Source organism: Mesorhizobium sp. ArgA1 (assembly GCF_053714375.1).
The window spans coordinates 799220-823799 of record NZ_JBSKBQ010000001.1; the positions used below are offsets into that span (position 1 = coordinate 799220).

The 24580-nt window shown below is 63.9% G+C and carries 21 protein-coding genes; 9 read left to right on the plus strand and 12 right to left on the minus strand.

Annotated elements, in window-relative coordinates; genetic code table 11:
* Window positions 1-116: 116 nt before the first annotated feature.
* The 4 genes from ACWGTI_RS03820 to ACWGTI_RS03835 all read right to left on the minus strand — a co-directional run bounded on the left by ACWGTI_RS03820 (window position 117) and on the right by ACWGTI_RS03835 (window position 5589).
* Window positions 117-1487 (minus strand): glutamine synthetase family protein, encoded by a 1371-nt coding sequence (locus ACWGTI_RS03820; protein WP_454585866.1) that lies wholly within the window; start codon window positions 1485-1487, stop codon window positions 117-119.
* A gap of 82 nt (window positions 1488-1569) precedes the next feature.
* Complete coding sequence (locus ACWGTI_RS03825; RefSeq protein WP_454585867.1) at window positions 1570-3126, minus strand: amino acid permease; 1557 nt, start codon at window positions 3124-3126, stop codon at window positions 1570-1572.
* A gap of 80 nt (window positions 3127-3206) precedes the next feature.
* The gene (locus ACWGTI_RS03830; RefSeq protein WP_454585868.1) at window positions 3207-4751 is read right to left on the minus strand and encodes an amino acid permease; all 1545 of its coding nucleotides are present in this window, start codon (window positions 4749-4751) and stop codon (window positions 3207-3209) included.
* A gap of 19 nt (window positions 4752-4770) precedes the next feature.
* Complete coding sequence (locus tag ACWGTI_RS03835) at window positions 4771-5589, minus strand: N-formylglutamate amidohydrolase (protein ID WP_454585869.1); 819 nt, start codon at window positions 5587-5589, stop codon at window positions 4771-4773.
* Window positions 5590-5734: 145 nt separating this feature from the next.
* Here ACWGTI_RS03835 and ACWGTI_RS03840 point away from each other — a divergent pair, with 145 nt between their 5' ends.
* The 3 genes from ACWGTI_RS03840 (at window position 5735) to ACWGTI_RS03850 (ending at window position 11021) form a co-directional block, all read left to right on the plus strand.
* Window positions 5735-6559 carry a MurR/RpiR family transcriptional regulator gene (locus tag ACWGTI_RS03840; RefSeq protein WP_454574458.1) on the plus strand — a complete coding sequence of 275 codons (825 nt, stop codon included), beginning with the start codon at window positions 5735-5737 and terminating at the stop codon, window positions 6557-6559.
* Between the two features lie 170 nt (window positions 6560-6729).
* Window positions 6730-7893, plus strand: a complete 1164-nt coding sequence (locus ACWGTI_RS03845) for an efflux RND transporter periplasmic adaptor subunit (RefSeq protein ID WP_454585870.1) — start codon at window positions 6730-6732, stop codon at window positions 7891-7893.
* On the plus strand, window positions 7890-11021 hold the full coding sequence (locus tag ACWGTI_RS03850; protein ID WP_454585871.1) for an efflux RND transporter permease subunit: 3132 nt from the start codon (window positions 7890-7892) through the stop codon (window positions 11019-11021). Before ACWGTI_RS03845 ends, ACWGTI_RS03850 begins: the two co-directional genes overlap by 4 nt.
* 179 nt (window positions 11022-11200) lie before the next feature.
* Here ACWGTI_RS03850 and ACWGTI_RS03855 read toward each other — a convergent pair whose 3' ends face one another.
* From ACWGTI_RS03855 to ACWGTI_RS03865, 3 genes are read right to left on the minus strand one after another with little or no spacing between them, the layout of a single operon-like run.
* Window positions 11201-12238 carry a zinc-binding dehydrogenase gene (locus ACWGTI_RS03855; RefSeq protein WP_454585872.1) on the minus strand — a complete coding sequence of 346 codons (1038 nt, stop codon included), beginning with the start codon at window positions 12236-12238 and terminating at the stop codon, window positions 11201-11203.
* A gap of 11 nt (window positions 12239-12249) precedes the next feature.
* The gene (locus ACWGTI_RS03860) at window positions 12250-13218 is read right to left on the minus strand and encodes an NADPH:quinone oxidoreductase family protein (protein ID WP_454585873.1); all 969 of its coding nucleotides are present in this window, start codon (window positions 13216-13218) and stop codon (window positions 12250-12252) included.
* A gap of 4 nt (window positions 13219-13222) precedes the next feature.
* Window positions 13223-14464, minus strand: a complete 1242-nt coding sequence (locus tag ACWGTI_RS03865; RefSeq protein WP_454585874.1) for an acyl-CoA dehydrogenase family protein — start codon at window positions 14462-14464, stop codon at window positions 13223-13225.
* A 121-nt stretch (window positions 14465-14585) separates the two neighbouring features.
* Between ACWGTI_RS03865 and ACWGTI_RS03870 the strand changes: the two genes are divergently transcribed.
* The 6 genes from ACWGTI_RS03870 to ACWGTI_RS03895 all read left to right on the plus strand — a co-directional run bounded on the left by ACWGTI_RS03870 (window position 14586) and on the right by ACWGTI_RS03895 (window position 18987).
* Window positions 14586-15401: an SDR family oxidoreductase gene (locus ACWGTI_RS03870; RefSeq protein ID WP_454585875.1), complete on the plus strand. Its 816-nt coding sequence runs from the start codon at window positions 14586-14588 to the stop codon at window positions 15399-15401.
* An 11-nt stretch (window positions 15402-15412) separates the two neighbouring features.
* On the plus strand, window positions 15413-15928 hold the full coding sequence (locus tag ACWGTI_RS03875) for a MaoC family dehydratase (protein WP_454585876.1): 516 nt from the start codon (window positions 15413-15415) through the stop codon (window positions 15926-15928).
* Window positions 15925-16959 carry a phosphotransferase family protein gene (locus ACWGTI_RS03880; protein WP_454585877.1) on the plus strand — a complete coding sequence of 345 codons (1035 nt, stop codon included), beginning with the start codon at window positions 15925-15927 and terminating at the stop codon, window positions 16957-16959. The genes ACWGTI_RS03875 and ACWGTI_RS03880 overlap by 4 nt, the downstream gene beginning before the upstream one ends.
* A 30-nt stretch (window positions 16960-16989) precedes the next feature.
* The gene (locus tag ACWGTI_RS03885; protein WP_454585878.1) at window positions 16990-17766 is read left to right on the plus strand and encodes an SDR family NAD(P)-dependent oxidoreductase; all 777 of its coding nucleotides are present in this window, start codon (window positions 16990-16992) and stop codon (window positions 17764-17766) included.
* A gap of 140 nt (window positions 17767-17906) precedes the next feature.
* On the plus strand, window positions 17907-18551 hold the full coding sequence (locus ACWGTI_RS03890; protein WP_454585879.1) for a TetR/AcrR family transcriptional regulator: 645 nt from the start codon (window positions 17907-17909) through the stop codon (window positions 18549-18551).
* 202 nt (window positions 18552-18753) lie between these two features.
* Window positions 18754-18987, plus strand: a complete 234-nt coding sequence (locus ACWGTI_RS03895) for a DUF680 domain-containing protein (protein ID WP_454585880.1) — start codon at window positions 18754-18756, stop codon at window positions 18985-18987.
* A 103-nt stretch (window positions 18988-19090) separates the two neighbouring features.
* Here ACWGTI_RS03895 and ACWGTI_RS03900 read toward each other — a convergent pair whose 3' ends face one another.
* Genes ACWGTI_RS03900 through ACWGTI_RS03920 form a run of 5 tightly spaced genes read right to left on the minus strand, consistent with a single transcriptional unit; the run spans window position 19091 to window position 24543 of the window.
* Window positions 19091-19318, minus strand: coding sequence for a hypothetical protein (locus ACWGTI_RS03900; protein WP_454585881.1), 228 nt, complete (start codon window positions 19316-19318; stop codon window positions 19091-19093).
* A gap of 52 nt (window positions 19319-19370) precedes the next feature.
* Window positions 19371-19949, minus strand: a complete 579-nt coding sequence (locus ACWGTI_RS03905) for a sarcosine oxidase subunit gamma (RefSeq protein ID WP_454585882.1) — start codon at window positions 19947-19949, stop codon at window positions 19371-19373.
* Window positions 19942-22947 carry a sarcosine oxidase subunit alpha gene (locus ACWGTI_RS03910; RefSeq protein ID WP_454585883.1) on the minus strand — a complete coding sequence of 1002 codons (3006 nt, stop codon included), beginning with the start codon at window positions 22945-22947 and terminating at the stop codon, window positions 19942-19944. The genes ACWGTI_RS03905 and ACWGTI_RS03910 overlap by 8 nt, the downstream gene beginning before the upstream one ends.
* The gene (locus tag ACWGTI_RS03915) at window positions 22944-23240 is read right to left on the minus strand and encodes a sarcosine oxidase subunit delta (RefSeq protein WP_454574443.1); all 297 of its coding nucleotides are present in this window, start codon (window positions 23238-23240) and stop codon (window positions 22944-22946) included. Before ACWGTI_RS03915 ends, ACWGTI_RS03910 begins: the two co-directional genes overlap by 4 nt.
* Window positions 23241-23289: 49 nt before the next feature.
* Entirely contained in the window at window positions 23290-24543 is a 1254-nt protein-coding gene (locus tag ACWGTI_RS03920) for a sarcosine oxidase subunit beta (RefSeq protein ID WP_454585884.1), read from the minus strand.
* Window positions 24544-24580 lie beyond the last annotated feature (37 nt).

The following is a 24580-nucleotide window of genomic DNA, read 5'->3' on the forward strand; positions in this document are numbered from 1 at the left end:
TACAACAATTGAAAATCGCATGAGTAGGCACCGCCCCTCATCCGCCTGCCGGCACCTTCTCCCCGTATAGGGACGGGGGGAAGGAATGCGCACCAGCGCCGACGCTCGCGGGCTATTTAATACCGCTCGAACCCGCGGTGCAGTTCCCAATCCGTAATCCGGCGATCGTATTCGAACTGCTCCCACTTGGCTGTGTGAACGTAGTGTTCGAGCACGTCGTCGCCGAGCGCCTGCTTCAGCATTTTCGACTTGGCCAGCGTCTCGGTGGCGTCGCGCAGCGTCTTGGGGATCTCCGGCAGCCGCGAAGCCTGGTAGGCGTCGCCGACGAACGGCTTCTGCAGTTCCAGCTTCTCATCGATGCCAGCAAGGCCGGCCGCGATCAGCGCGGCAAAGGCGAGATAGGGGTTGAGATCGGCGCCGCCGATGCGGCATTCCATGCGGATGCCCTTGGTGCCCTCGCCGCACAGGCGGAAGCCCGCGGTGCGGTTGTCCTCGCTCCACATGATCTTGGTCGGCGCGAAGGTGCCGGCCTGGAAACGCTTGTAGGAGTTGATGTAGGGTGCCAGGAACCAGGTGAATTCCTTGGCGTATTTCAGCTGTCCCGCCGCCCATTGCTGGCCGAGGCTCGACAGCGTCCAATCAGCCTTCTTGTCGAAGAACAGCGGCGTCTTGCCGTCGGCGCTCCACAACGAATTATGGATGTGGCTGGAATTGCCGGCGAGCCCGTAATTGTACTTGGACATGAAGGAGATCGACTTGCCCTCGGACTCGGCAATCTCCTTGGCGCCGTTCTTCAGGATGACGTGGCGGTCGGCCATGTCGAGTGCTTCGGCATAGCGCACATTGATCTCTTCCTGGCCCGGACCCCATTCACCCTTCGAGTTTTCGATCGGGATGCCGGCAGCTTCCATCTCATTGCGAAGCCGGCGCATGACGCCTTCTTCCTTGGTGGTGATGCCGATCTGGTAGTCGCCGATATAGGGCGACGCGGTATCGAGACCTTGCCAGTGCTTCTTGCGGGCGGAGTCGTAGGTCTCGTTGAACAGGTAGAATTCGAGCTCGGAAGCGAAGTAGCCGATATAGCCACGCTCGGTGAGCCGCTTGACCTGCTTCTTCAGGATGGCGCGCGGCGAATGCGGCAGGTCGTCATGAGTGTGGTGGTCAAGCACGTCGCAGATCACCAGCGCCGTCTTCTCCAGCCAGGGAATGCGCCGTAGCGTCGAAAGGTCCGGCTTCATGACGAAGTCGCCATAGCCCTTTGACCAGCTTGCCGCCTTGTAGCCGGGCACCGGCTCCATATCGATGTCGGCGGCAAGCAGATAGTTGCAGCCATGCGTCTCGTCATGGGCGGAGTCGACGAAGTACTGCGCCAGGAAGCGTTTTCCGGCGAGCCGCCCCTGCATGTCGACGATGCAGGCCAGCACCGTGTCGATCTCGCCATTGGAGACCGCTTTCTTCAACTGATCGAACGAGAAATTTCCGGCCATTCCTTTGGCACTCCAGCGCTGGTCGATTGAGAGGGGTAAACCATGGCCGGCAGAACGCCGGCCATGGTCATGAGTGTGGACGTCAGTGGCCGGTTTCGCCGACCGCCTGTTCGGCTGCCTTGATGGCTGCCTGGCGCGCGGCGATGATGTCGCCCAGCGGCGGGCCCTGGAAGCGATTGCGCTCGAAAGCGAACCACACGATCGCCGTCAGGATGAAGAAGCCGACGGTGATGTACAGCGCCCAGTCGTTCGGTGGTTGGATGCCGATGACGAAGATCAGGATCATCGAGATGATCGAGAGAACGCCGAACAGCATGAAGATGCCGCGGCCCATATTCCACGGCCCCATCTTGTCCCATTTCGGCGTGCCCCAGGCCAGCATGCCGAGCACGATCGGCACGATGAAGGACAGGAACAGGAAGATGACGGTGCACGACACCACGATGGTATAAGCCGAGGTGCCGGCAACCGAGACCAGCGTCGAGCCCCAGACGAACAGCACCGACAGGATCGACGCCGTCCAGATCGCCGCCACCGGGGTGCGGTAGGTCGGGCTGACCTTGGCGAGTGCCGACGAACCGGGCAGGCCGCCGTCACGCGAGAAGGCGAAGATCATGCGCGAGGCCGAGGTGACGGTCGCCAGACCGCACAGCAGCTGCGCGACGAACACCACGAGGTACACGAACTCCTTGAGGCCGGGGCTGACGCGCTGGTCGAAAGCCCAGAAGAACACGTTCCAGCCCTGCTTGGCGGCATCGTCCATGTTCGGGATCATCAGCACGAAAGCGGCCAGGAATAGATAACCGAATAGCGCCGACCAGATGACCGACATGACCATGGCGCGCGGCACCGAGGACGCCGCCTTAATGGTTTCCTCCGACGTGTGCGCCGAAGCATCGTAGCCGGTGATGGTGTAGATCGGCAGCAGCAGGCCGAGCGCGAACACCCAGGCATTCGATACTGACGGCCAGACGCTGGCGCCGGCCTCACCCGAGTAGTTGTGGAAGGTGAAGAGCCGGCTGAAATCCCAGGTCTCGGCGGAGAACAGGCAGACGACCGCGATCAGGATCGAGCCGAAGAAGATCAGATAGCCCGAAAAGTCGGTCAGTTTCGCCGTCAGCTTGATGCCGAGATGGTTGATCAGCGCCTGGGCGCCGGTGATGACAATCAGGAAGATCATCTGGTTGGTGAGCGTGCCCTCGATGCCGAGCGTTGGTCCGAAGGCGCCGATGAAGAACGTCCAGGTGCCGACATTGATGGCGCCGAGCACGGTGATCAGGCCCAAAAGGTTGAGCCAGGCCGTCACCCAGCCCGTGCCGCGATTGCCGAGGATCGAACCCCAGTGATAGAGGCCGCCGGCCGTCGGATAGGCCGAGCTGATCTGCGACATGGCGACCGCGAAGGTCAGCGAGACGAAGCAGCCCACCAGCCAGCCGATGCCGATGCCGATGCCGCCGGCGCCCGACGTTGCCTGCGCCAGCGAGTTGATGCCGCCCGACAGGATGCAGATGATGGAGAAGGAAACCGCGAAGTTCGAAAAGCGGCTGAGACGCCGCTCCAGTTCCTGGGCGTAGCCCATGCTGTGGAGGTGCTTTACGTCCTCCGCCTTATCAACTTCGGTATAACCTGGTGCTGCCATTTGAAGTCCCCTTTTTGCGTTCTTAGCTGGCCGGCCCTGTTCCGGCCGGCATGCGCCGGCCGGAGGATGTAGTCTTGCTGTTAACCGGCCGCCTGGCCAACGGCTTTTTCCGCAGCCGCGATCTCTGCAGCGCGGCGAGCGATATCGGCGCCGATCGGTGGGCCTTTAAAGCGGCGCGACTCGATGCCGAACCACAGAACCACCAGCAGAATGATCAGGCCGATGGCATAGTTGATCAGGATGTCGAAGGGCGGCTGGATGCCGGCATACATCAACACCACAACACCAAGCACCGTAATAGTGGCGAACGGCTTGGACCAGATGCCGAGGCGGAATGGACCGAATTCGGTCCAGCTCTTCCCCTCGGCAAGCAGGCCGGCGGCCACCGGCATGGCGTAGGACACATAGAGGAACAATGCACAGCCGGCGGCCAGTGCGGCGAAAGCCGGCGAGTACAATGTCGCTGCGACCGCGAGCACCGCCCCGAGCCAGATCGCCGCCACCGGCGTACGCCATGTCGGGCTGACGGTCTTCCACACCGACGAACCGGGCAGGCCGCCGTCACGCGCAAAGGCAAAGATCATGCGCGAGGTCGACGTCAGTCCGGCGAGCGCGCAGATGAAGTTTGCCAGCACGATCGCGATGGCAATGATGCTCTTCAGTAGGAATGGCGCCGGCAGGTTGTTGAAAAGATTGAACCAGGCATTGGCGCCATCCTTGGCCGTTGCTGCCAGATCGGGGCTGGCCAGCACGAACGACACGGCCATGACGAAGCCGAAGACGAGCGACCATAGAACCGAATGGATCATGCCGCGCGGCACCGCCACCCGGGCATTGTGGGTCTCTTCGGACGTATGGGCCGAAGCATCGAAGCCGGTGATCGTGTAGAGCGGGTAGAGCAGGCCGATCAAGAAAGCGACCAGTGCCGTCCGTGCGGTCGGAACATAGCCGGCGCCGGCATCACCGGTGTTGTTGACGAAGGTGGTTAGGCGCGAGAAATCCCAGCTTGCGCCCCAGATCAGGAACATCGCGGTCAACACGACGGCGACGACCAGAATGAGGTAGCCCGAGAAATCCGTCAGTATGGTGGTGAGCTTGATGCCGAAATGGTTGATCAGCGCCTGCGCGACGGTGATGATCACAACGCCGATCACCTGCTCCTGATAGCCCCAGGCGGAGACGTCGTGACCGAACACGCCAGACCAGACAAGGTCCTTGAACAGAGCATAGACACCGACATTGACCGAGGCGACGACGAAGATCAGGCCGAGCAGGTTGATCCAGGCCGTGGCCCAGCCCCAGCCGCGCCCGCCAAGAATTGACGACCAGTGATAGAGACCGCCGGCCGTTGGGTAGGCCGAGCCGATCTGGCCAAGGGACGCGGCCACGATAAGCGCAAAGACGCCGCCGATGATCCAGCCGATAGTCGCCTCGAAGCCGCTGCCGGTTGCCATGGCCAGCGGGAAGGACGTGATGCCGCCCGCCAGAATGCAAATGATCGAAAAGGAAATTGCGAAGTTCGAGAAGCCGCTCATGCGGCGAGCCAGCTCCTGGGCATAGCCCATGCTATGGAGAGTTCTTACGTCCTCCGACCTCTCATGGTCTGATGTATCCGGTCCTGCCATTTTCGTCCCCTCTTGTCTCTTAGCTGGCCGATTGAACTGACTTTCCTATTGCGTGTCGTCGGGAACCCTTGGCCTCTTCGGGTTCCAGATTCAAAAAGATGCCGGTGAGCAGATCCGCCCATTTCCGCTGCCCGGTCTCGCCGGTTATTTCGTCATTGCGGATTTCGATCATTGCGCAGGCAAGGTCGCGAGAGCGCGCATGGCGCTCGAGAGTGAAATAGACGCGGTCGGCCGGCGAATAGGGCTCATTGATGCCGACGGTGACGCCGGACAGACGCTGCAGCGCCGCTATCAGCGGCGACGCCAGCCGGCGGTCGTCATCATGGATGATGCCGATATGCCAGGGCCGGTTCTTGCCCTTGTAGACCGGGGTGAAAGAATGGACCGACACCAGCCGCGTCTCCTGCCCGCGCGCCAGCCGGTCTTCGATAATGTTAGCGATCGTGTCATGGAACGGTCGCCACGACAGGGCGATGCGCTCGGCGCGCTCACTGTCCGACAGGCCGGCATTGCCGGGAATGATAGTCGTCTCGCTGACTGGCGGCACCAGGTCGGGCGCATCGAGCGGACGGTTGCAGTCGACGATGAGGCGCGAGATGCGTGTTTCGATGAGCGTCGCATCAAGCGCGGCAGCCATTCGGCGGGCCACCGGCAGCGCGCCGGGATCCCAGGCGATGTGGCGGGAAAGATCTTCGGCGGGCAGGCCCAGCGTGCCGAATTCAGCCGGCAGAAAATTGGAAGCATGGTCGCAGGTCAGCACGAAGGGGCTGGAGCCGCCGGGATTCGTCACCCCTACGGTACCAGACGATGCAAGGCTGGCGGGCCGTGCTCTCTCCATACTGCCGTCCCCTGGGAGCGCTGTATCTTATGTTACGTATTTTGCCTCATTGCGTCCCTGTGGATGATTTCATACAGTTTATCCGGCTTTGTCAAACGCGATTTCGGGGAAGCGGTGTAGACAGGGCAAAGGGTGGGGGAAAACCATGATTTCCAGCATTGCCGAACTGATTTCGGACCGCATCGGCACGATGCCGGCCGGCGAGCGCCGCGCCGCGCAGACGCTGATTGCCAACTATCCGCTGATCGGGCTGAAGACGGTCGCCGAGTTCTCGGCCGCCGCCGGCGTGTCGTCGCCGACCATCCTGCGCTTTGTTTCCAGGCTGGGGTTTCAGAACTATCCCGAATTCCAGTCGGCGCTGCAGGACGAACTGGCGGCGCAATTGCAGTCGCCGGCCTCACGCACGCTCAACCCGGCGTCCCCAAGCGGTGCGGTATCGCCGATGCTGGAAGCGACGCTGGAAAACATGCGCGAGACCTTCAGGCATCTCTCCGACAGACAGCTTGCCGACATCGCCGCCAGACTGGCCGAGCGGCGCGGCAAGACCTTCCTGATCGGCGGCCGTTTCACCGATCCGCTGGCGCGCTACATGGCCGCCCACCTCGCCATCATCCAGCCCGATGTCTACCACCTTGCCGGCCAGGAGAGCATCTGGCGCGACCGGCTGATCGACATGGGCAAGCGCGACGTGCTGGTGATCTTCGACATCCGGCGCTACCAGGACAGTCTGGTGCGCTTTGCCGAGACGGCGCATCAGCGCGGCGTGCAGATCGTTCTGTTCACCGACCAGTGGCTGTCGCCGATCGCCCGCTTCGCCCGCCATGTCATCGCCGGACGCACCGCGGTGCCTTCGGCGTGGGATTCCTCGGCGGCATTGTTCGTCGTCGCCGAGACGCTGATCGGCGCTGTCACCCGCCAACTCGAGGCTGATAGCGCCAAGCGCATCCGCGACCTGGAAGGACTACGCTGACAGCCTCAACGCCGGCCTCGGGCACGCTACGTTACGCAGATTTAATGTGCACGGCCGCGGCAGAATTGCCATAAAGCCATGATATTGCCGTGGCTTCGCACGTACCGGGTGCGTCGCTGCGTGTTTTTTGCTTGGGGAAACCGGAAGACGTTTTGCCAACCGGAGTGCCGATGGCCGCCTGGAAACAGATCGTTTTTGCGCTTGTGATCCTGATCGCGGCTGTCCTCGCCTGGGCGCGCTTCTTTCCGGGCGCGCCGGAGGTGCTGGCACGCTGGGGCATCGACTGGACCTATGCGTCGGCGCCCGCCACCACCGGCGCGGTCGACACGACGAAACAGGCAGGCGGCCGCAACGCCGCCGGCCGCCCGGCAAACGTCGTCGCTTTGCCGGCGACCACCGCAACCATCAATGATCGCCTGCAGGCGATCGGCACCGGCCGCGCCTACGCCTCGGTGACGGTCAACCCATACAGCTCCGGCCGGCTCGTTGAATTCCTGGTCCAATCCGGCACCCGGGTCGACAAGGGGCAAATCATCGCCGTCCTCGATTCCGAGACCGAGGTGATCTCGCAGGATCGCGCCAAGCTCGCTCTGCAGGACGCCCAGGACAAGCTCGAGCGGGTGAAGTCATTGAGGGCCTCCAACGCCGCGACCCCGGTCGCCGTCGCCGATGCCCAGGTGGTGCTGGCCGGCGCGAAACTGGCGCTGCAGGATGCCGAACTGGCCTTGCAGCGCCGGTCGATCGTGGCGCCGATAGCGGGCACCGTCGGCATCCTGCCGATCTCGGCCGGCAATTACGTGACCAGCCAGTCGGCGATCGCCACGCTCGACGACCGCTCCTCCATCCTGGTCGAGTTTCTGGTGCCCGAGCGCTTTGCCGCCGCCGTCAAGGTCGGCGCGCAGCTGTCGGCGACGCCGATCGCCAATCCGAGCAAAGCATATACCGGCACGGTGTCGGCCATCGATAACCACATCGACGAAAAGAGCCGCACCCTTCTGGTCAAGGCAGCGATCGCCAATCCGGCGGATTCGCTGCGCGCCGGCATGTCGTTCGGCATCACCATGCGCTTCCCCGGCGACACCTATCCGGCCGTCAGCCCGCTGGCCATCCTGTGGGGTTCGGACGGCGCCTATGTGTGGCAGGTGGAGGACGGCAAGGCCAGGCGTGTTCCCGTGCGCATCATCCAGCGCAACACCGAGACGGTGCTGATCGACGCTGAGATCGAGGACGGCGACATGGTGGTGACCGAGGGCACGCAAAGCGTCAGCGAAGGCGGCGAGCTCCGCATCGCCGGTCAGAACAAGCGCGCCGCGAACGCCGCCGAAGGCTCATGACCGCAAACGCCAACACCGCCAGCGAAACCGGCTTCACCGCGCTTTTCATCCGCAGGCCGGTCATGGCCTTCGTGCTGAACACGCTGATTGCGGTCGCCGGCCTTGCCGCCTTCTACGGCGTCGAGATCCGCGAACTGCCCGATGTCGACCGCGCCGTCGTCACGGTGTCGACGGCGTTCGAGGGCGCTGCCGCGGAAACCGTCGACCGCGAACTGACCGACACGATCGAGGGTGCAGTCGCCCGCGTCTCCGGCGTCAAGTCGATCTCGTCCACCTCCTCCTTCGGCTCGAGCCGCGTCACCATCGAGTTCAACGACGGCGTCGACCTCAACGTCGCCGCCTCCGACGTACGCGACGCCGTCGGCCGCGTCGCCAACCAGATGCCGGACACCGCCGATCCGCCGCGCATCGTCAAGGCCGACGCCAATTCCGATCCGGTGATGCGGCTGGCCGTCACCTCCGATAGCATGTCGGTGCAGGACATGACGGTGATCGTCCAGGACCAAATCGAGGATGAACTGGCCGCCGTGCCCGGCGTCGCCGACGTCCAGGTCTATGGCGACCGCGACAAGATCTTCCGCATCGATGTCGACCAGAACAAGCTCGCCAGCCTTGGCTTCACCGTTGCCGATCTTCGTGCAGCGCTCGCCTCCGTTGCTTTCGATTCGCCGGCCGGCTCGATCACCACCACCAACCAGGATCTCATCGTTCGCACCACAGCCGATGTGACGACGCCGGAGGAATTCGAAAACATCATTATCGGCGGCACGACGCGCATCCGCGACGTCGCCACCGTCACGCTCGGCCCCGATATCGGCCAGACCACTTTGCGCTCCGACGGCAAGACCGGCATTGGCCTCGGCATCATCCGCCAGGCGGAATCGAACACGCTGGATATTTCCACCGGCGTAAAGGCGGCCGTCGCCAAGCTGCAGGAGAACCTGCCCAAGGGCATGTCGATCAAGATCACCAGCGACGACGCTGTCTTCGTCAACGGCGCCGTGCATGAGGTCGAGATCGCGCTGGGCCTGTCGATTTCGATGGTGCTGATCGTCATCTACATCTTCCTGCTCGACTGGCGCGCGACGCTGATCCCCGGCCTGTCGATGCCGGTCGCCATGATCGGCACCATCGCCGCCATCTATCTCGCCGGCTTCTCGATCAACATCCTGACCTTGCTGGCCCTGGTGCTGGCGACCGGCCTGGTCGTCGACGACGCCATCGTCGTGCTCGAAAACATCGTGCGACGGCGCAATGAAGGCATGGGGCCTCGCGCCGCCGCCGTGCTCGGCGCGCAGGAAGTGTTCTTCGCCGTCATCGCCACGACGCTGACCCTGGTCGCCGTCTTCGTGCCGATCTCGTTTTTGCCCGGACAGACCGGCGGCCTGTTCCGCGAATTCGGCTTCGTGCTCGCCATGTCGGTGCTGCTCTCCTGCGTGGTCGCGCTGACCCTGTGTCCGATGCTGGCCTCGCGCATGCTGACCGGCGCATCGCTCCACCATGAAGGTGGCCATGGCATTGGCGCGCGCATCGGCGGCGCGCTGAATTCAGCCTACAAACGTGGCCTGCATGCCTGCCTCGGCGCGCCGTGGATCGTGCTTCTGGTCGCGCTGCTGTTTGCCGCCACCGCCTTCGCTCTGTTTGGCACCATCCGCCAGGAATTGACGCCGAGCGAGGACCGCGCCGTCGTGCTTTTGCGCATCAACGCGCCGCAAGGTGTCAGCCTCGACTACACCACGCAGCAGATGCAGAAGATCGAACGGCTGATCCAGCCGCTGCGCGATTCCGGCGAGATCGTCTCGACCTTCGAAAATGCCGGCCAGAACGGTGCCTATAACTCAGGCTTCATGGTGATGACGCTGGCGCCGTGGGACAAACGCGCGCGCAGCCAGCAGGAGATCATGGCCGAGATCACCCAGCTGACCCGGCAGGTGCCATCCGTGCGCATCTTCCCGGTGCAGGCCAACAGCCTCGGCATCCGTGGCGCCGGCAACGGCCTGCAATTCGCGCTGGTCGGCAACGACCGCAAGGCGCTGGGCGACGCCGCAACGAAGATCATCGCCGAGATGCAGAAAGATGAGCGCTTCCAGAACCCGCGCCTATCCATCGATCCGACGCAGCCACAGCTCGCCGTCGCCATCGACCGGGAGCGCGCCTCCGATCTCGGCATCGACATTACGGGCTTGGCCAACACCTTGCAGGCGATGCTCGACGGCAACGACGTCGTCGACGTCTACATCGCCGACCGCAGCTACGGCGTGAAGCTGGTCTCGACCACCAACCCGATCAACGATCCGACCGATCTCGAAAACATCTTCCTGAAGACGGCCGATGGTCGTTTCGTGCCGATGTCGACCATCGCCACGCTGACCGAGCGTGCCGTGCCGCCGTCGCTGACGCGCGAACAGCAGCAGCCCTCGGTCGCCATCACCTCAAACCTGAACGGCAATTTCGCGCTTGGCGATGCGCTCGGTGTCGCCGAGCAGATCGCCACGCCACTGCTGCCGCCGGGCAGCCGCATCCTGCCGCTGGCCGAAGCCGCCACGCTCGGTGAAACCAACAGCGCCATGGTCATCATCTTCGGCTTCGCGCTGGTGATCATCCTTCTGGTGCTTGCCGCCCAGTTCGAAAGCTTCGTCAGCGCCGTCATCATCATGGCGACGGTGCCGCTCGGCCTCGCCTGCGCGATCTTTGCGCTGCTGCTGTCCGGCACCAGCCTCAACGCCTACAGCCAGATCGGCCTGGTGCTTTTGGTCGGCGTCATGGCCAAGAACGGCATCCTCATCGTCGAATTCGCCAACCAGCTGCGGGACCGTGGGCTGGGCGTGCGCGAAGCGATCGAGCAGGCCTCGATCATCCGCCTGCGGCCGGTGATGATGACGATGATCTGCACCATTCTCGGCGGCGTGCCGCTGGTGCTGGCCGCCGGCGCCGGTGCCGAGGCGCGCATCGCACTCGGCTGGGTCATTGTCGGCGGGCTGGGCCTCGCCACCGTCTCTACGCTGTTCCTGACCCCGGTCGCCTACCTCCTGCTCGGCCGCTTTGTCACGCCGAAGACGCATGAGGAAGCACGGCTGAAGCGCGAACTGGAAGAGGCCGCGTATACCAATGTGGAGCCGGCGGAGTGAGATTAGCCCTCTCGCCCCGTTTACGGGGAGAGGATGCCGGCAGGCAGGTGAGGGGCAGCGCGGAGTTTCGAGGTTATCGCCTTGGACAGACAGCAGTAGCAAAGCCAATCACCGACATCAGCGCCGCCCCTCATCCGCCCTTCGGGCACCTTCTCCCCGTGAACGGGGAGAAGGCAAAGTCACGGCCTGATAAACACTTTCCCGTTCGGCTTTGCAAGTTCCGCCGGAACCTTCGCCATCGCCTCATCCAGCGGCAGCACCGCCGTCACATCGGTCGACCAGCGGCCGTCGGAGAAGCGCTTCTGCGCTTCCATGATCGCCGGGCCGCGCTTGTCGCGGAACTGGCGCATCCATTCGACCAGCCAGAACCCCTCGATGTGCTTGTGCTGGAAGATCATCTGGCCTGGCTCGCGGATGACAGTCGTCTCTGGATCGAGCCGACCATAGATAATCCAGCGCGCGCGCTTCGGCATGGCCTCGAAAATGGTTGACGCCAGCGGTCCGGTCACCGCGTCGAGGAAAATGCGCGGCTGCTCGGCCTTGATGACTTCGCGCAGTGCCGACTTGAAATCCGGCGCCTTCTCGTTGAGCACATGGACAGCGCCGATCTCTTTCAAGAGCGGGATCTGTTCGTCACGGCGCACGGTGACGATCGGTCGGTAGCCCTCTTCCTTGGCAAGGCCCGCGATCAGCTTGCAGAGCTGGCTGGCGCCGGCGGTCATGATGAAGGCCTTTTCGCCCGTCTCCCTGACGATATCGAACATGGCGAGTGCCGTCAGCGGATTGACGATCATCGCCGCGCCATCCTCGTCGCGGACGGTGTCGAGCAGCGGAATGCAGCCCGCTGCCTCCGCCACCGCATAATCCGCCCAGGCGCCCCAATTGGTGACGCCGGTTGCAAAGGCAATGCGCTTGCCGGTCAGGCTTTTGGCATAGGGCTCGTCGCCCGTGGCAACCACTGTGCCGACGCCCTCAAAGCCGGCCGGCTGGCCCTTGGCCCGTGGTTGGCCATACTGGCCTTTGATGAAGGCGACATCGGACGGGTTGATCGAGGCGAGGCTGACCTTGATCAGCACCTGGCCCGGTGCAGGTGTCGGCACGCCGATGCGGCCCGGCGTGAGATAGGGCTCCATCGCTTCCAGTACGCTGCCGCTGGGTGTCCTGGTGTAGCCGTCGCCGGTCAGCAGCAGCGCTTTCATGTCTGAGGGGATGGCCATGGCGGGGCTCCTTACGGTTGGAGGATGAGCTTGCCGGAAGCACCGCGGCCGAGCACGCGCTTCAGCACGGCGGCTGCATCTGCCAGCGGGTAAGTGCCTTCGATGACCGGCCGGACCTTGCCGGCCAGGTACCAGCCGACAAGCTCCTTCATGTTGTCGGCGTAGACCCGCGGTTCCTTGGCGGTGAACGCGCCCCAGAACACGCCGACGACCGAAAAGCCCTTGACCAGCGCCAGATTGACGGGGAATTGCGGGATGGTGCCGGAGGCAAATCCGATGACCAGCAGCCGGCCGTTCCACGCCATCGAGCGGGCGAGCACCTCGAAGGTTTCGCCGCCGACCGGATCGAAGCCGACATCGACGCCCTTGCCGCCGGTGACCTCTTTCAGCGCCTCCTTCAGATTGTCGTAGCCGAGCGCGATATCGGCGCCGGCTTCGGCGGCAATGCGGCGCTTTTCCTCCGACGAGGCGACGCCGATGACGCGCGCGCCAAGCGCCTTGCCGATCTGGATGGCGGCGATGCCGGTGGCGCCGGCGGCGCCCAGCACGCAGAGCGTCTCGCCGTCCCCAAGCGCCCCACGCTGCTTCAGCGCATAATGCGACGTGCCGTAGCCGGCCAGCAAGGCGCAGGCATCAGTGGCAGGCATATCAGGCGGCAGCGGCATGACGAGGGATTCGGCGACGCCGACCCGCTCGGCGTAGCTGCCATGGGTCGAGAGCGCGGCGACGCGGTCGCCGATCTTGACCGACTTCACGTCAGGCCCGACCGCGACCACCCGTCCCGCGACCTCCATGCCGGGCACGAAAGGCAGCGGCGGCTTCATCTGGTAGAGGCCCTGGACGAGCAGGCCGTCGGGATAGTTGACGCCGATCGCCTCGGCCTCGATGACGACCGTATTGCCCTTGGCCTCTGGCTCCGGCCAGTCGCCATAGACGAGCTGGTCGAGCGGCGCGAAGTCGCGGGCGATGATTGCTTTCATGCGCTCAGACCTTTTCCTGCGTGTATTTTCGGAGTTCGGTGCGCGCCACTTGCCGGCGGTGCACGGCGTCCGGCCCGTCGGCAAGGCGCAGGGTTCTGAGATGCGTCCACGAGCGGGCCAGCGGCGTATCCTGGCTGATGCCTTGGGCGCCGAACATCTGCACGGCTTCATCGGTGACCTTGAGCGCGACACGCGGCGCGACGACCTTGATCTGGCTGATCCAGGGGGCCGCGGCGCGGGCATCGCCCTGGTCGATCATCCATGCCGCCTTGAGGCATAACAGCCTTGCCATCTCGATCTCCATGCGGCATTCGGCGATGATGTCGAAATTGGCGCCGAGTTTCGCCAAGGGCTGGCCGAACGCCTCGCGACGGACGGATCGCTGGCACAGCATCTCCAGCGCCATTTCGGCCTGGCCGATGGCGCGCATGCAGTGGTGGATGCGGCCGGGGCCGAGCCTGCCTTGCGCGATCTCGAACCCCCTTCCCTCGCCGAGGATCAGGTTCGAAGCCGGCACCCTGACATTGTCGAAGCGAAGATGCATGTGGCCATGCGGCGCGTCGTCATCGCCATAGACCTGCATCGGCCGAAGCTTGGACACCCCCTTGGTGTCGGACGGCACCAGGATCATCGAATGCCGCCGATGCTGCGGCTCGCCTTCGCCGCCGGTCCGGGCCATGACGATATAGATGGCGCAGCGCGGATCGCCGGCGCCTGACGCCCACCATTTCTCGCCGTTCAGCACATAGTCGCCGCCTTGGCGCTCGCAGCGCATGGCGATGTTGGTGGCATCGGAGGAGGCGACATCCGGCTCGGTCATCAGATAGGCCGAGCGGATCTTGCCCTCGAGCAGCGGTTCCAGCCACGCCTTCTTGTGGTCCTCCGAGCCATAGCGCTCCAGCACCTCCATATTGCCGGTATCGGGCGCCGAGCAGTTGAAGGTCTCGGCGCCGAGATGCGCCTTGCCCATCTCCTCGGCCAGATAGGCATATTCGACGGTCGACAGCCCATAGCCGCGCTCGGAGCCGGTCAGCCAGAAATTCCACAGGCCGCGCTCCTTGGCCTTATTCTTCAACCCTTCGAGGATCCCGGTCTGCCGCGCGGTGTAGATCCAGCGGTCCCCGCTTTTACCGACCTCGCTCAGAAATTCATGATCGAGCGGCATGATCTCGTCGCGCACCATCGCGGCGACGCCGGCGTGGATCGGCTTCAGCCGCTCGGTCATGCCAAGATTCATATCGCTCATCGGTCGCTAACCCTTCATCCAGGCCGGGCATTTTGTCAGTGGCAAGGATCACCGTACTTCGGATAGCCTTGTCAACGCGAACTGTTTTGCCCGCACGCCAGGCAAAGCGTGGAGGATTGCGATGAGCTATCTCGACGAGCTGTTCTCAGTCACCGGGAAGACCGCGCTGGTGACCGGAGCCGCAACCGGCATCGGCCGCATGGTTGCAACCGCCCTGGTTCAGGCCGGCGCCACCGTGATGATCGCGTCGCGCAAGGGCGAGGATTGCATCAAGGTCGCGGCCGAGTTGAACGGGCTCGGCGCCTCCGGCCGCGCCGAAGGTTTTGCCGGCGATGTCTCGACCGAGGCCGGCATTGCAGCACTTGTCGCCGAGGTCAGGACGCGCACCGAACGGCTGCACATCCTCGTCAACAATGCCGGTATATCCTGGGGCGCCACGCTCGAGGATTTTCCCTACCACGGCTGGGCCAAGGTGCTGGCCGTCAACGTCACCGCCGTTTTCCACCTGACGCGCGAATTGCTGCCGCAGCTGGAAGCCGCGGCCAGCGATACCGACCCGGCCCGCGTGATCAATCTGGGCTCGGTGATGGGTACCCAGCCGCTGGCCGACGATGCCTATTCCTACACCGCGTCCAAGGGCGCCGTTCACCATCTGACACGTACGCTGGCGATCGAGCTTGCGGCGCGGCGCATCACCGTCAACGCCTTCGCCCCCGGTCCCTTCCAAAGCCGCATGACCGCCTTTGCCACCGGCACCGAGGAAAAGGCCAAACATGTCGGCAGCCATGTCCCCATCGGCCGTATCGGCGTGGCGGATGACATTGGCGGCGCAACACTCTATTTGTGCAGCCGTGCCGGTTCCTATGTCACCGGCGCCATCCTGCCGATCGACGGCGGGCAGTCGGTGCAGCATGGGCTGACACTGTTCAAGGAATGAGCCGCGGCCAAATGAGCCGCGGCCAGCGGCAAGTGGAGGACACCGCAGTGGAACCGATCAGTCTCGATGTGCTTTTGGCCAGCGTCGGCAAGGAAGTCGGCGTCTCCCCTTGGCGCGTGGTCACCCAGACCATGATCGACCAGTTCGCCGACGCCACTGACGACCACCAGTTCATCCATTGCGATCCCGAGCGCGCCGCGCGCGAGACGCCGTTCGGTGGCACCATCGCGCATGGTTTCCTGTCTTTGTCGCTTCTCTCGGCGATGACCTTCGAGACCATGCCGCCGCTGGAGAAGGGCAAGATGGGCGTCAATCACGGTTTCGATTCGCTGCGTTTCCTGGCGCCGGTGAAGACCGGCTCGCGCATTCGCACCCATTTCGTGCTGGCCGACGTCAAGGTCCGGCCGTCCGGTTGGGTGCAGACGGCGCATGACGTGACCATCGAGATCGAAGGCTCGAAGAAGCCGGCGCTGACCGCGCGCTGGCTGACACTGACACTGATCGAGCGTGAGCCGGAGACCGCATGAGCGGTGACGCCAACGCGATCGATCAGGCAGCGCTAGCGCCCTATCTCGAGGCGCACATTCCGGGTTTTGCCGGACTTTCCGCAATTGAAAAATTCAAATCCGGCCAGTCGAACCCGACCTATCTGCTGACCGCGGCCAGTGGCCGCTATGTCCTGCGCGCGAAGCCGCCGGGCCAGTTGCTGAAATCGGCGCACCAGGTCGACCGCGAATTCACGGTGATGAAGGCGCTCGCCGGTACCGACGTACCGGTGCCCAGGATGCTGCATCTGTGGGGGGAGGACTCGCCGATCGGCCGCATGTTCTACGTCATGGAGTTCCTCGATGGCCGCATCTTCTGGGATCCGGCGGTGCCGGAATCCAGGGGCAACGACGAGCGCGCCGCCCTCTACGATGCCATGAACGCCACGCTGGCGGCGCTGCACGATGTCGATGTCGAGGCGGTCGGACTCGGCGATTTCGGCAGACCCGGCAATTACTTCCAACGCCAGCTGGGCCGCTGGACCAGCCAGTACCGCGCCTCGGAGACCGGCACGGTCGCCGACATGGACCGGCTGATTGCCTGGTTGGAGGCGCATATGCCCGCCGATGACGGTCGGATATCCCTCGTGCATGGCGACTACCGGCTGGACAACATGATCTTTGTGGCCGGCGAACCGAAAGTGCTGGCAGTGCTCGACTGGGAACTGTCGACTCTCGGCCACCCCTTCGCCGACATCGCCTATCAATGCATGCAATGGCGCCTGCCGCACGCCTCGGGCTTTCGCGGCCTTGGCGGCGTCGACCGCGCCGCCCTTGGCCTGCCTTCCGAGGAAGCGTACGTTGCCGCCTATTGCCGGCGACGCGGTCTCGCCGGCATCGACAATTGGGGCTTCTTCCTCGCCTTCTCCTTCTTCCGTTTGGCGGCCATCTGCCAGGGTGTCTACAAACGGGCGCTCGACGGCAACGCCTCCAATCCCGAAAAGGCAACGACTTATGGCGAGGCAGTGAAGCTGCTGTCGCATCTTGCCGGAAAACTGATCGACCGAACCTGAACCGACAGTGAGATATAATGGGGAGGCATAATGGGCCGTTTTGACGGAGCGACCGTGCTGATCACCGGTGCCGCCGGCGGCCTCGGGCGCGGTGCTGCCAAAGGCTTTGCCGCTGAAGGCGCCCGCCTGGTGCTTTCCGACATCGACGACAAGGCGCTGGCCGATCTTGCCGGCTCGCTGCAGGCCGAGACGGCCATCCTCGCCGGCAATATAGCGGACGAAAAACTGTCCGAGGATCTGGTGAAACTGGCGGCGGACAAATTCGGCCGCCTGGATGTCGCCATCAACAATGCCGGCATTGTCCAGAGTTTCGTGCGCCTGCCGCAAGTGGCCTCCGACGAGGCGCGCCGCGTGCTGGAGATCGACCTGCTCGGCGTCTTCTACGCCATGAAGCACCAGATCCCGCAGATGGAGCGGCAGTTCAAGGCTACGGCCAAGGGCGGCGTCATCGTCAACATCGCCTCGGTTGCCGGGCTGGCCGGCGCGCCGAAACTGTCGGTCTATGCCGCCGCCAAGCATGGCGTCGTCGGGCTGACCAAGTCGGCGGCCGCCGAATATGCCACCAAGGCCATACGCATTAACGCCGTCTGCCCGGCGCATACGCGCACGGCCATGGTCGACAGCTTCGTGCGCATCTCCGGCGCGCCGGAAGCCGAGGCGCTCGCCGAACTGACGCGCGGCGTGCCGATGAAGCGGGTGGCCGAAGTCGACGAGGTCGTGACCGCCATCCTGTTTGCCGCTGACCCCTCGAACTCCTTCATGACCGGCCATACGCTGGCCGTGGATGGCGGCGTCGGCGCGATTTGATAGGCCCGATTTGGCAACCCCAGATTTTTGGTAACCCCAGATTTGGTAACCATTGCCGGTGGGGAACCTGCGGCGCCCTTGTTCGTTTCCGTACAGCGTATATAATTTAGCCAACACCCACCACATGAAAGCCGACTCACGTGCCGCTGAGCGTCCAGAAACGCCGCGAAAAACAAAAGGCCGAACTGCGTTCCGAGTTGCTCGACGCAGCCCACAAGCTCGTCAAGGAAGAGGGCTACGAAGGCCTGACCATCCGCAAGCTGGCCAACCGGGTCGGCTATGCCCCGATGTCGGTTTATTCCTACTTCGCCGACAAGCAGGACATCCTGTTTGCGCTGGCCGAGGATGCGTTCGAAACGCTTGCCCGCAACATCGAGGCGCATCCCTCCGACGACCCGATCGAGGCGCTGAAGGCAGTGATGACCGAATATGCCGCTTTCGGGCTCGGCAACCCCAACGAATACCGCACCGTCTTCATGACTGAAAAGACCAAGCTGCCGGAGGGCAGAAGCTATGAGGACATGGAAGACGGCAACCCGGCGATGAAAGCGCTGATCTCGAGGGTCGAGGCCTGTGTCGCCGCCGGCAAATTGCACGGCGATGCGCGTGCCATCGCCACCATGCTGTGGGCGGTTGGCCACGGCACCATCTCGTTGCTGATCACCTTTCCATTCTACCCCTTTGGCGATCCGCAGGCTTTCGTGGGGCGGATGTGCGATTCCACCCTCGCCTCGCTCACCACGCAGGACGTGCCGCCGCTGACCGAGACCCCGGTCAACTGCTGATTCCCAAGGCTTTTCAATAGTCTGATGCCGTGATTGCCGGCCCGGCGAAGCGGCTTCACCTGTGTCAGTACGCCGCAATTTTCGGGGTTCAAAAAAATTTATCGTACGCGTACGTTTTTCTGACTTGAAAACCCGGCTCCTCGGACGTATCTGTACATTACATCGTACATGTACGAAAATAAATTGACCGATGGAGACTGACATGAACAAGACCCTTCTCGCCCTCGCCACCGTGCTGGCGCTCTCCGGCTCGGCCTTCGCCGCCAACGGCAACCATACGGTCAAGCAGGCCCCCGCTGCCACCTGCGTCGACACCAAGACCAATGCCAAGCTCGATTGCGGCGTGACCGGCTCGGTCGAAAAGTCGGACGTCAAAGCCAAGGGCCCGCGCCTCGGCATCGAGATCAACCCGTGGATCGTGCCGAGCACGTTCTAAGTTGATGGCGCGCTCGACCACCGAACAGCACAACGTCTAAGGGCGGCAGGATAATCCCGGCCGCCCATTTTTCCCTCGGTTCGAACCAGGGGTAATTGAACAATTAATTCTTGCGCGTCTTTCGTCCCGGCACGATCTTGGCCTTGCCTGGCCTCGCCGGCGCACCGGGGATGGCGGTCGCGGTGATCGACACCGGATCGCTGGCCGGGAACGTGTCCTCGAGGCCCTCCTCGAGTTCCTCTTCGGCACTCACCTCGTGATGCTGCTCACGTTCGAGCGAGCGCACGGCGGACGTCTTGCCAGCTGACTTCGGCAGCGCTTTCGGCGGCATCGTATGTTCTCCCTGATGAGGGAAGCAGAACGGCTTGACGCGGCAAACGTTCCTACGCCGCCGCGTCGCCGGCTGCCTCCGACAGGAAAGTAAAGACATAGTCGGAGAAGGAACGCCAGCACTCGACCCGGAAGGCGTCGGCAGCCGTGCGCAACAGCAGGATTTCGCATTTGCCGAGAATGGTGCGCGATGCCGCACCCACAGGAAAAGCTTCCAGCGACAGGTCCTGCGGACAGCCGGCATTGATCGCCGCAGCTGCCGCCGCGCCGGTGACGGCGAAGGCGACGTTGCGGTGCGAAATGCCGACCGCCGAATGCAGCGCGGATACCTTGGCGCAGTCGACGAGTGGGTCTTTCCCAGCCTCGTCGATAAGAAGCCATTCGTCCGGCCCGAGCCACAGTGCCGTACGACCGGCCTTGGTCGCCGAGGTCTTCGGGCTCTTCGGCAAGGTCAGTCCGAGCGCCTTCGACAGTGCGGCGACCGAAGCCTCCGGTGCGCGCAGCGACATACGCTCCGCCGGCGGCAGCACCTCGACCTTGACGTTCTTCGCCGACACGTTGCGCCCCGCCTGCGCCGGACGGCGCTCGGCCGAAGGTGCGGGTGCGTTGGTCTTCGCAGCAGCCTTAGCCATTGAGGCGCCCTCCCGTCTCGTCGAAGAACACCATGCCGGTAACCTCCACTTCGATCACCCCATCCGGCATCGGCACATAGAGCGTCTCGCCCATCCGGTCGCGCCCGCCGGCGACCAGTGCCAGCGCAATCGAGCGGCCGCAATTTTCCGACCAGTAGCTCGACGTGACATGGCCGATCATCTTCATCGGGATCGCCTGCTTGGGGTCCGCGACGATCTGCGCGCCTTCCTCAAGCACCACTTTGGGGTGCTTGGTCTTCAGGCCGACCAGCTGCTTGCGGCCCTTGGCGACAAGGTCGGGCCGTGTCAAGCCGCGGATGCCGACGAAGTCGGTCTTCTTCTTGCCGACCGCCCAGTCGAGCCCGGCATCGTTGGGCGTCACTGTGCCGTCCGTGTCCTGGCCGACGATGATGTAGCCCTTTTCGGCGCGCAGCACGTGCATCGCCTCCGTGCCATAGGCGCAGGCTCGGTGCTTTTGGCCCTCGGCCCACAGCGCTTCCCAGACGGCCTGGCCGTAATCGGTCGGCACGTTGACTTCGAAGCCGCGCTCCCCGGTGAACGACATGCGAAACAGCCTTGTCGGCACGCCGCAGATCTTGCCTTCGCGCACCGACATATGCGGCAGCGCCTCATCCGACATGTCGATGCCTTCAACCAGCGGCGCGATGATGTCGCGCGACTTGGGGCCCTGCACCGCAATCACCGCCCACTGCTCGGTGATCGAGGTCAGCCAGACATTGAGATGCGGGAACTCGGTCTGGAGGTAATCCTCCATGTGGTTCATCACGCGCGGCGCCCCGCCCGTCGTCGTCGTCACATGGAAACGGTCCGGCGCCAATCGGCCGACGACGCCGTCATCGTAGATAAAACCGTCCTCGCGCAGCATGATGCCATAGCGGCAACGGCCGGGCTCCAGCTTCTCCCACGGATTGGTGTACAGCAGCTCCATGAACCTGGCCGCATCCGGCCCGACCACTTCGATCTTGCCCAGCGTCGAGGCATCGAACAGGCCGGCATTGGTGCGCACCGCGACGCATTCGCGGTCGACCGCGGCATGCATGTCCTCGCCGCCCTTGGGGAAATACCAGGCGCGCTTCCACTGCCCGACGTCCTCGAACACCGCACCTTGCGCCTCGGCCCAGGGATGGATCGCGGTTTTGCGCGTCGGGTCGAACAGCGGCCCGCGCGCATGGCTGACGATCGCGCCGAAAGTCACCGGCGTATAGGGCGCGCGGAAGGTGGTCAGGCCGACTTCGGGGATCGGCTTGCCCAGCGTCTCGGCGGCAATTGCCAGGCCGTGCATGTTGGAGGTCTTGCCCTGGTCGGTCGCCATGCCGTTGGTGGTGAAGCGCTTGACGTGCTCGATCGAGCGCATGCCTTCATGCACCGCCTGGCGGATGTCCTTGGCGGTGACGTCGTTCTGGAAATCGACGAACGCCTTGACTGTCTTGTCCGGTCCGGCGCCTGGTGCCGCACCCAGCATACCGCGCGACCAGCTTTCAGAGGCGTCGACCTTCGGCTTGTCGCCCTTGGTCTTGGCGCCCGTGTCCTTGACGCCGGCATCTTTCGCTGCCTTGGCGCCGGCTGCATAGGCTTCGTCGATCGTCGCCGACAGGCCGTCGGTGCCGTTGCAGGCGCCGACCGAGACGCAGTCCTGCGCATATGTGCCCGGCACGAAGCGCTTGGTCTCGTCGTTGAAGGCGACCTTGCCGCGCGACTGTGAGAACAGATGCACCGAAGGCGTCCAGCCGGCCGACATCAGGATTGCATCGACCGGAATGGTGCGTTCGCCGCCGCCATTCTTTGGCTGCACGGTCATCGAGGTGACGCGTAATTTGCCGCCGGCGCGGATCACCGCGCGGCCGAAATTGATTTCGATGCCGAGCGCCCGCGCCTCGTCGATCACCGGTCCGGTCGGGTGGTCGCGCAGATCGACGATCGCCGCGATGTTGACACCAGCCTTCTTCAGGTCGATCGCCGCCGCGTAGGCCGAGTCATTGGCGGTGTAGACGCCGACATTCTTGCCGACGGCGACACCGTAGTGGTTGAGATAGATCCGTGCCGCCGAGGCAAGCATGATGCCGGGCCGGTCATTGTCGGCAAACACCATGTGGCGTTCGATCGACCCTGTCGCCAACACCACGCGCTTGGCGCGGACCTGCCACAGCCGCTCGCGCGGCAAATCGTGGCCCGGGTTCTGCACATGGTCGCTGACGCGCTCGACCAGGGCAACGAAATTCTGCGCGTAGTAGCCGAACGCCGTGGTGCGCGAGAGCACGCGGACATTGTCCATGCCCTTGAGTTTGGCGATCGCCGCTTGCGCCCAGGCATAGCCGTCCTGGCCGTCGATCTTCGCACCGCTTTCGAACCGCAAACTGCCGCCGAAATCCGCCTGCTCGTCGGCGAGGATGACGCGCGCTCCTGTTTCGGCAGCGGCAAGCGCTGCCGAAATGCCGGCGGCACCGCCGCCCAGCACCAGCACGTCGCAATGCGCATAGCGCGACGAATAATGGTCGGGATCCGGCTTGTCTGGGGAAACGCCGAGGCCGGCCGCGGCGCGGATCTTCGGCTCATACAGGCTCTTCCAGGCTGCCTTCGGCCACATGAAGGTCTTGTAGTAGAAGCCCGCCGAAAACAGCGGCGAAGCCAGATCGTTGACCGCGCCGACGTCGAAGGCAAGCGAGGGCCAGCGGTTCTGCGATTGGGCATCGAGCCCGTCATAGAGCTCCTGCACCGTGGCGCGGATGTTCGGTGCCTTGCGCGCCGCGTCGCGCCTGACCTCGACCAGCGCATTGGGCTCTTCTGCGCCTGCCGACAGGAAGCCGCGCGGCCGGTGATATTTGAACGAACGGCCGACCAGATGCACGCCATTGGCAAGCAGCGCCGAGGCCAACGTGTCGCCCTCGATGCCGGTGTAGGACTGGCCATCGAACGAGAACCGCGCGGACTTGGCCTGGCTGAGCCGGCCCGCGCTCGGAATACGGAACGCGCCGCTCATTTGGATGCTCCCGGCAGCTTCGCAGGTTTCGGCTCACCGGCCTTGTAGGTCATGACGAACTTGTCGGTGACGGTGTCGCGCACCGCGTTGAAGAAGCGCGCGCAGCCGTGGATATGGCGCCAGCGCTCATAGATCACGCCCTTGGGGTTCGAGCGGATGAAGAAGAACTTTTCGAAGTCGTCATCGCTCTCGCCCGCCATATTGGCCGAGCGCGCAATATGCGCCTCGCCGGCGTTGCGGAACTCGAGCTCCGGGCGCTCTTCCTCGCAATAAGGGCAGCGGATGAGAAGCATTTTCTTGTTCCCTAAAATTCGCTGTGGCCAAGTGGCGTTAAGGCCATCATCAGTGCGCCACCGCCGCCGCCGCTGCCTCATCGATGAGGCGGCCGGTGCGGAAGCGCTCGATGGTGAAGGGCGCGTTGATCGGATGCGGATCGTCCCTGGCGATCGTGTGCGCAAAGACATGGCCCGATCCGGGCGTTGCCTTGAAGCCGCCCGTGCCCCAGCCGCAATTGACATAGAGGCCGGGCACCGGCGTCTTGGCCAGGATTGGCGAGCGGTCGGGCGTGACGTCGACAATGCCGCCCCAAGAACGCAGCATCTTCATGCGGGTGAAAATCGGGAACATCTCGCAGATGGCGTCGAGCGTATGCTGCAAGATGTGCAGGCCGCCGGTCTGCGAATAGGAGACATACTGGTCGGTGCCGGCGCCGATCACCAGCTCGCCCTTGTCGGACTGCGAGATATAGGCGTGCACGGTGTTCGACATCACCACGCATGGCACAACCGGCTTGACCGGCTCCGACACCAGCGCCTGCAGCGGATAGCTTTCCAGCGGCATGCGCACGCCGGCCATGTTCATGATCACTGAGGAATGGCCGGCGGCAACGACACCAACCTTCTTGGCGCCGATGAAGCCGCGCGTCGTGTCGACGCCCATGACAGCGCCATTGGCGGCGCGCTTGACCCCGGTGACCTCGCAATTCTGGATTATGTGGACGCCGCGCGCCGAAGCGCCGCGCGCATAGCCCCAGGCCACCGCGTCGTGGCGCGCCGTGCCACCGCGCCGCTGCAACGCGGCACCAACGACCGGATAGCGCGCCTCCCTGGAAATGTTGAGCGGCGGACAGAATTCCTGCGCCTGCTCCGGCGTCAGCCACTCATTGTCGATGCCGTTCAACCGGTTGGCGTGGACATGGCGCTTCAGCACCTGGATGTCGTGCACATTATGCGCCAGCATCATGACGCCGCGCGCCGAATACATGACATTGTAGTTGAGCTCCTGGGAGAGCCCGTCCCACAGCTTCAGCGCATGGTCATAGATGCCGGCGCTCTCGTCATAGAGATAGTTGGAGCGGATGATGGTGGTGTTGCGCCCCGTATTGCCGCCGCCGAGCCAGCCCTTTTCCAGCACCGCGACATTGGTGATGCCGTGCACGGTGGCGAGATAGTAGGCGGTGGCCAGGCCATGGCCACCGGCGCCGACGATGATGACGTCATATTCCTTCTTCGGCTCTGGCGAGGACCATTGTTCCTCCCAGCCCTTGTGGCCGCGCATGGCCTCGCGGGCGATGGCGAATACCGAATATTTTTTCAACGTTCCAGCCTCGCAAATGGCGGCAGGGTGTTCACTC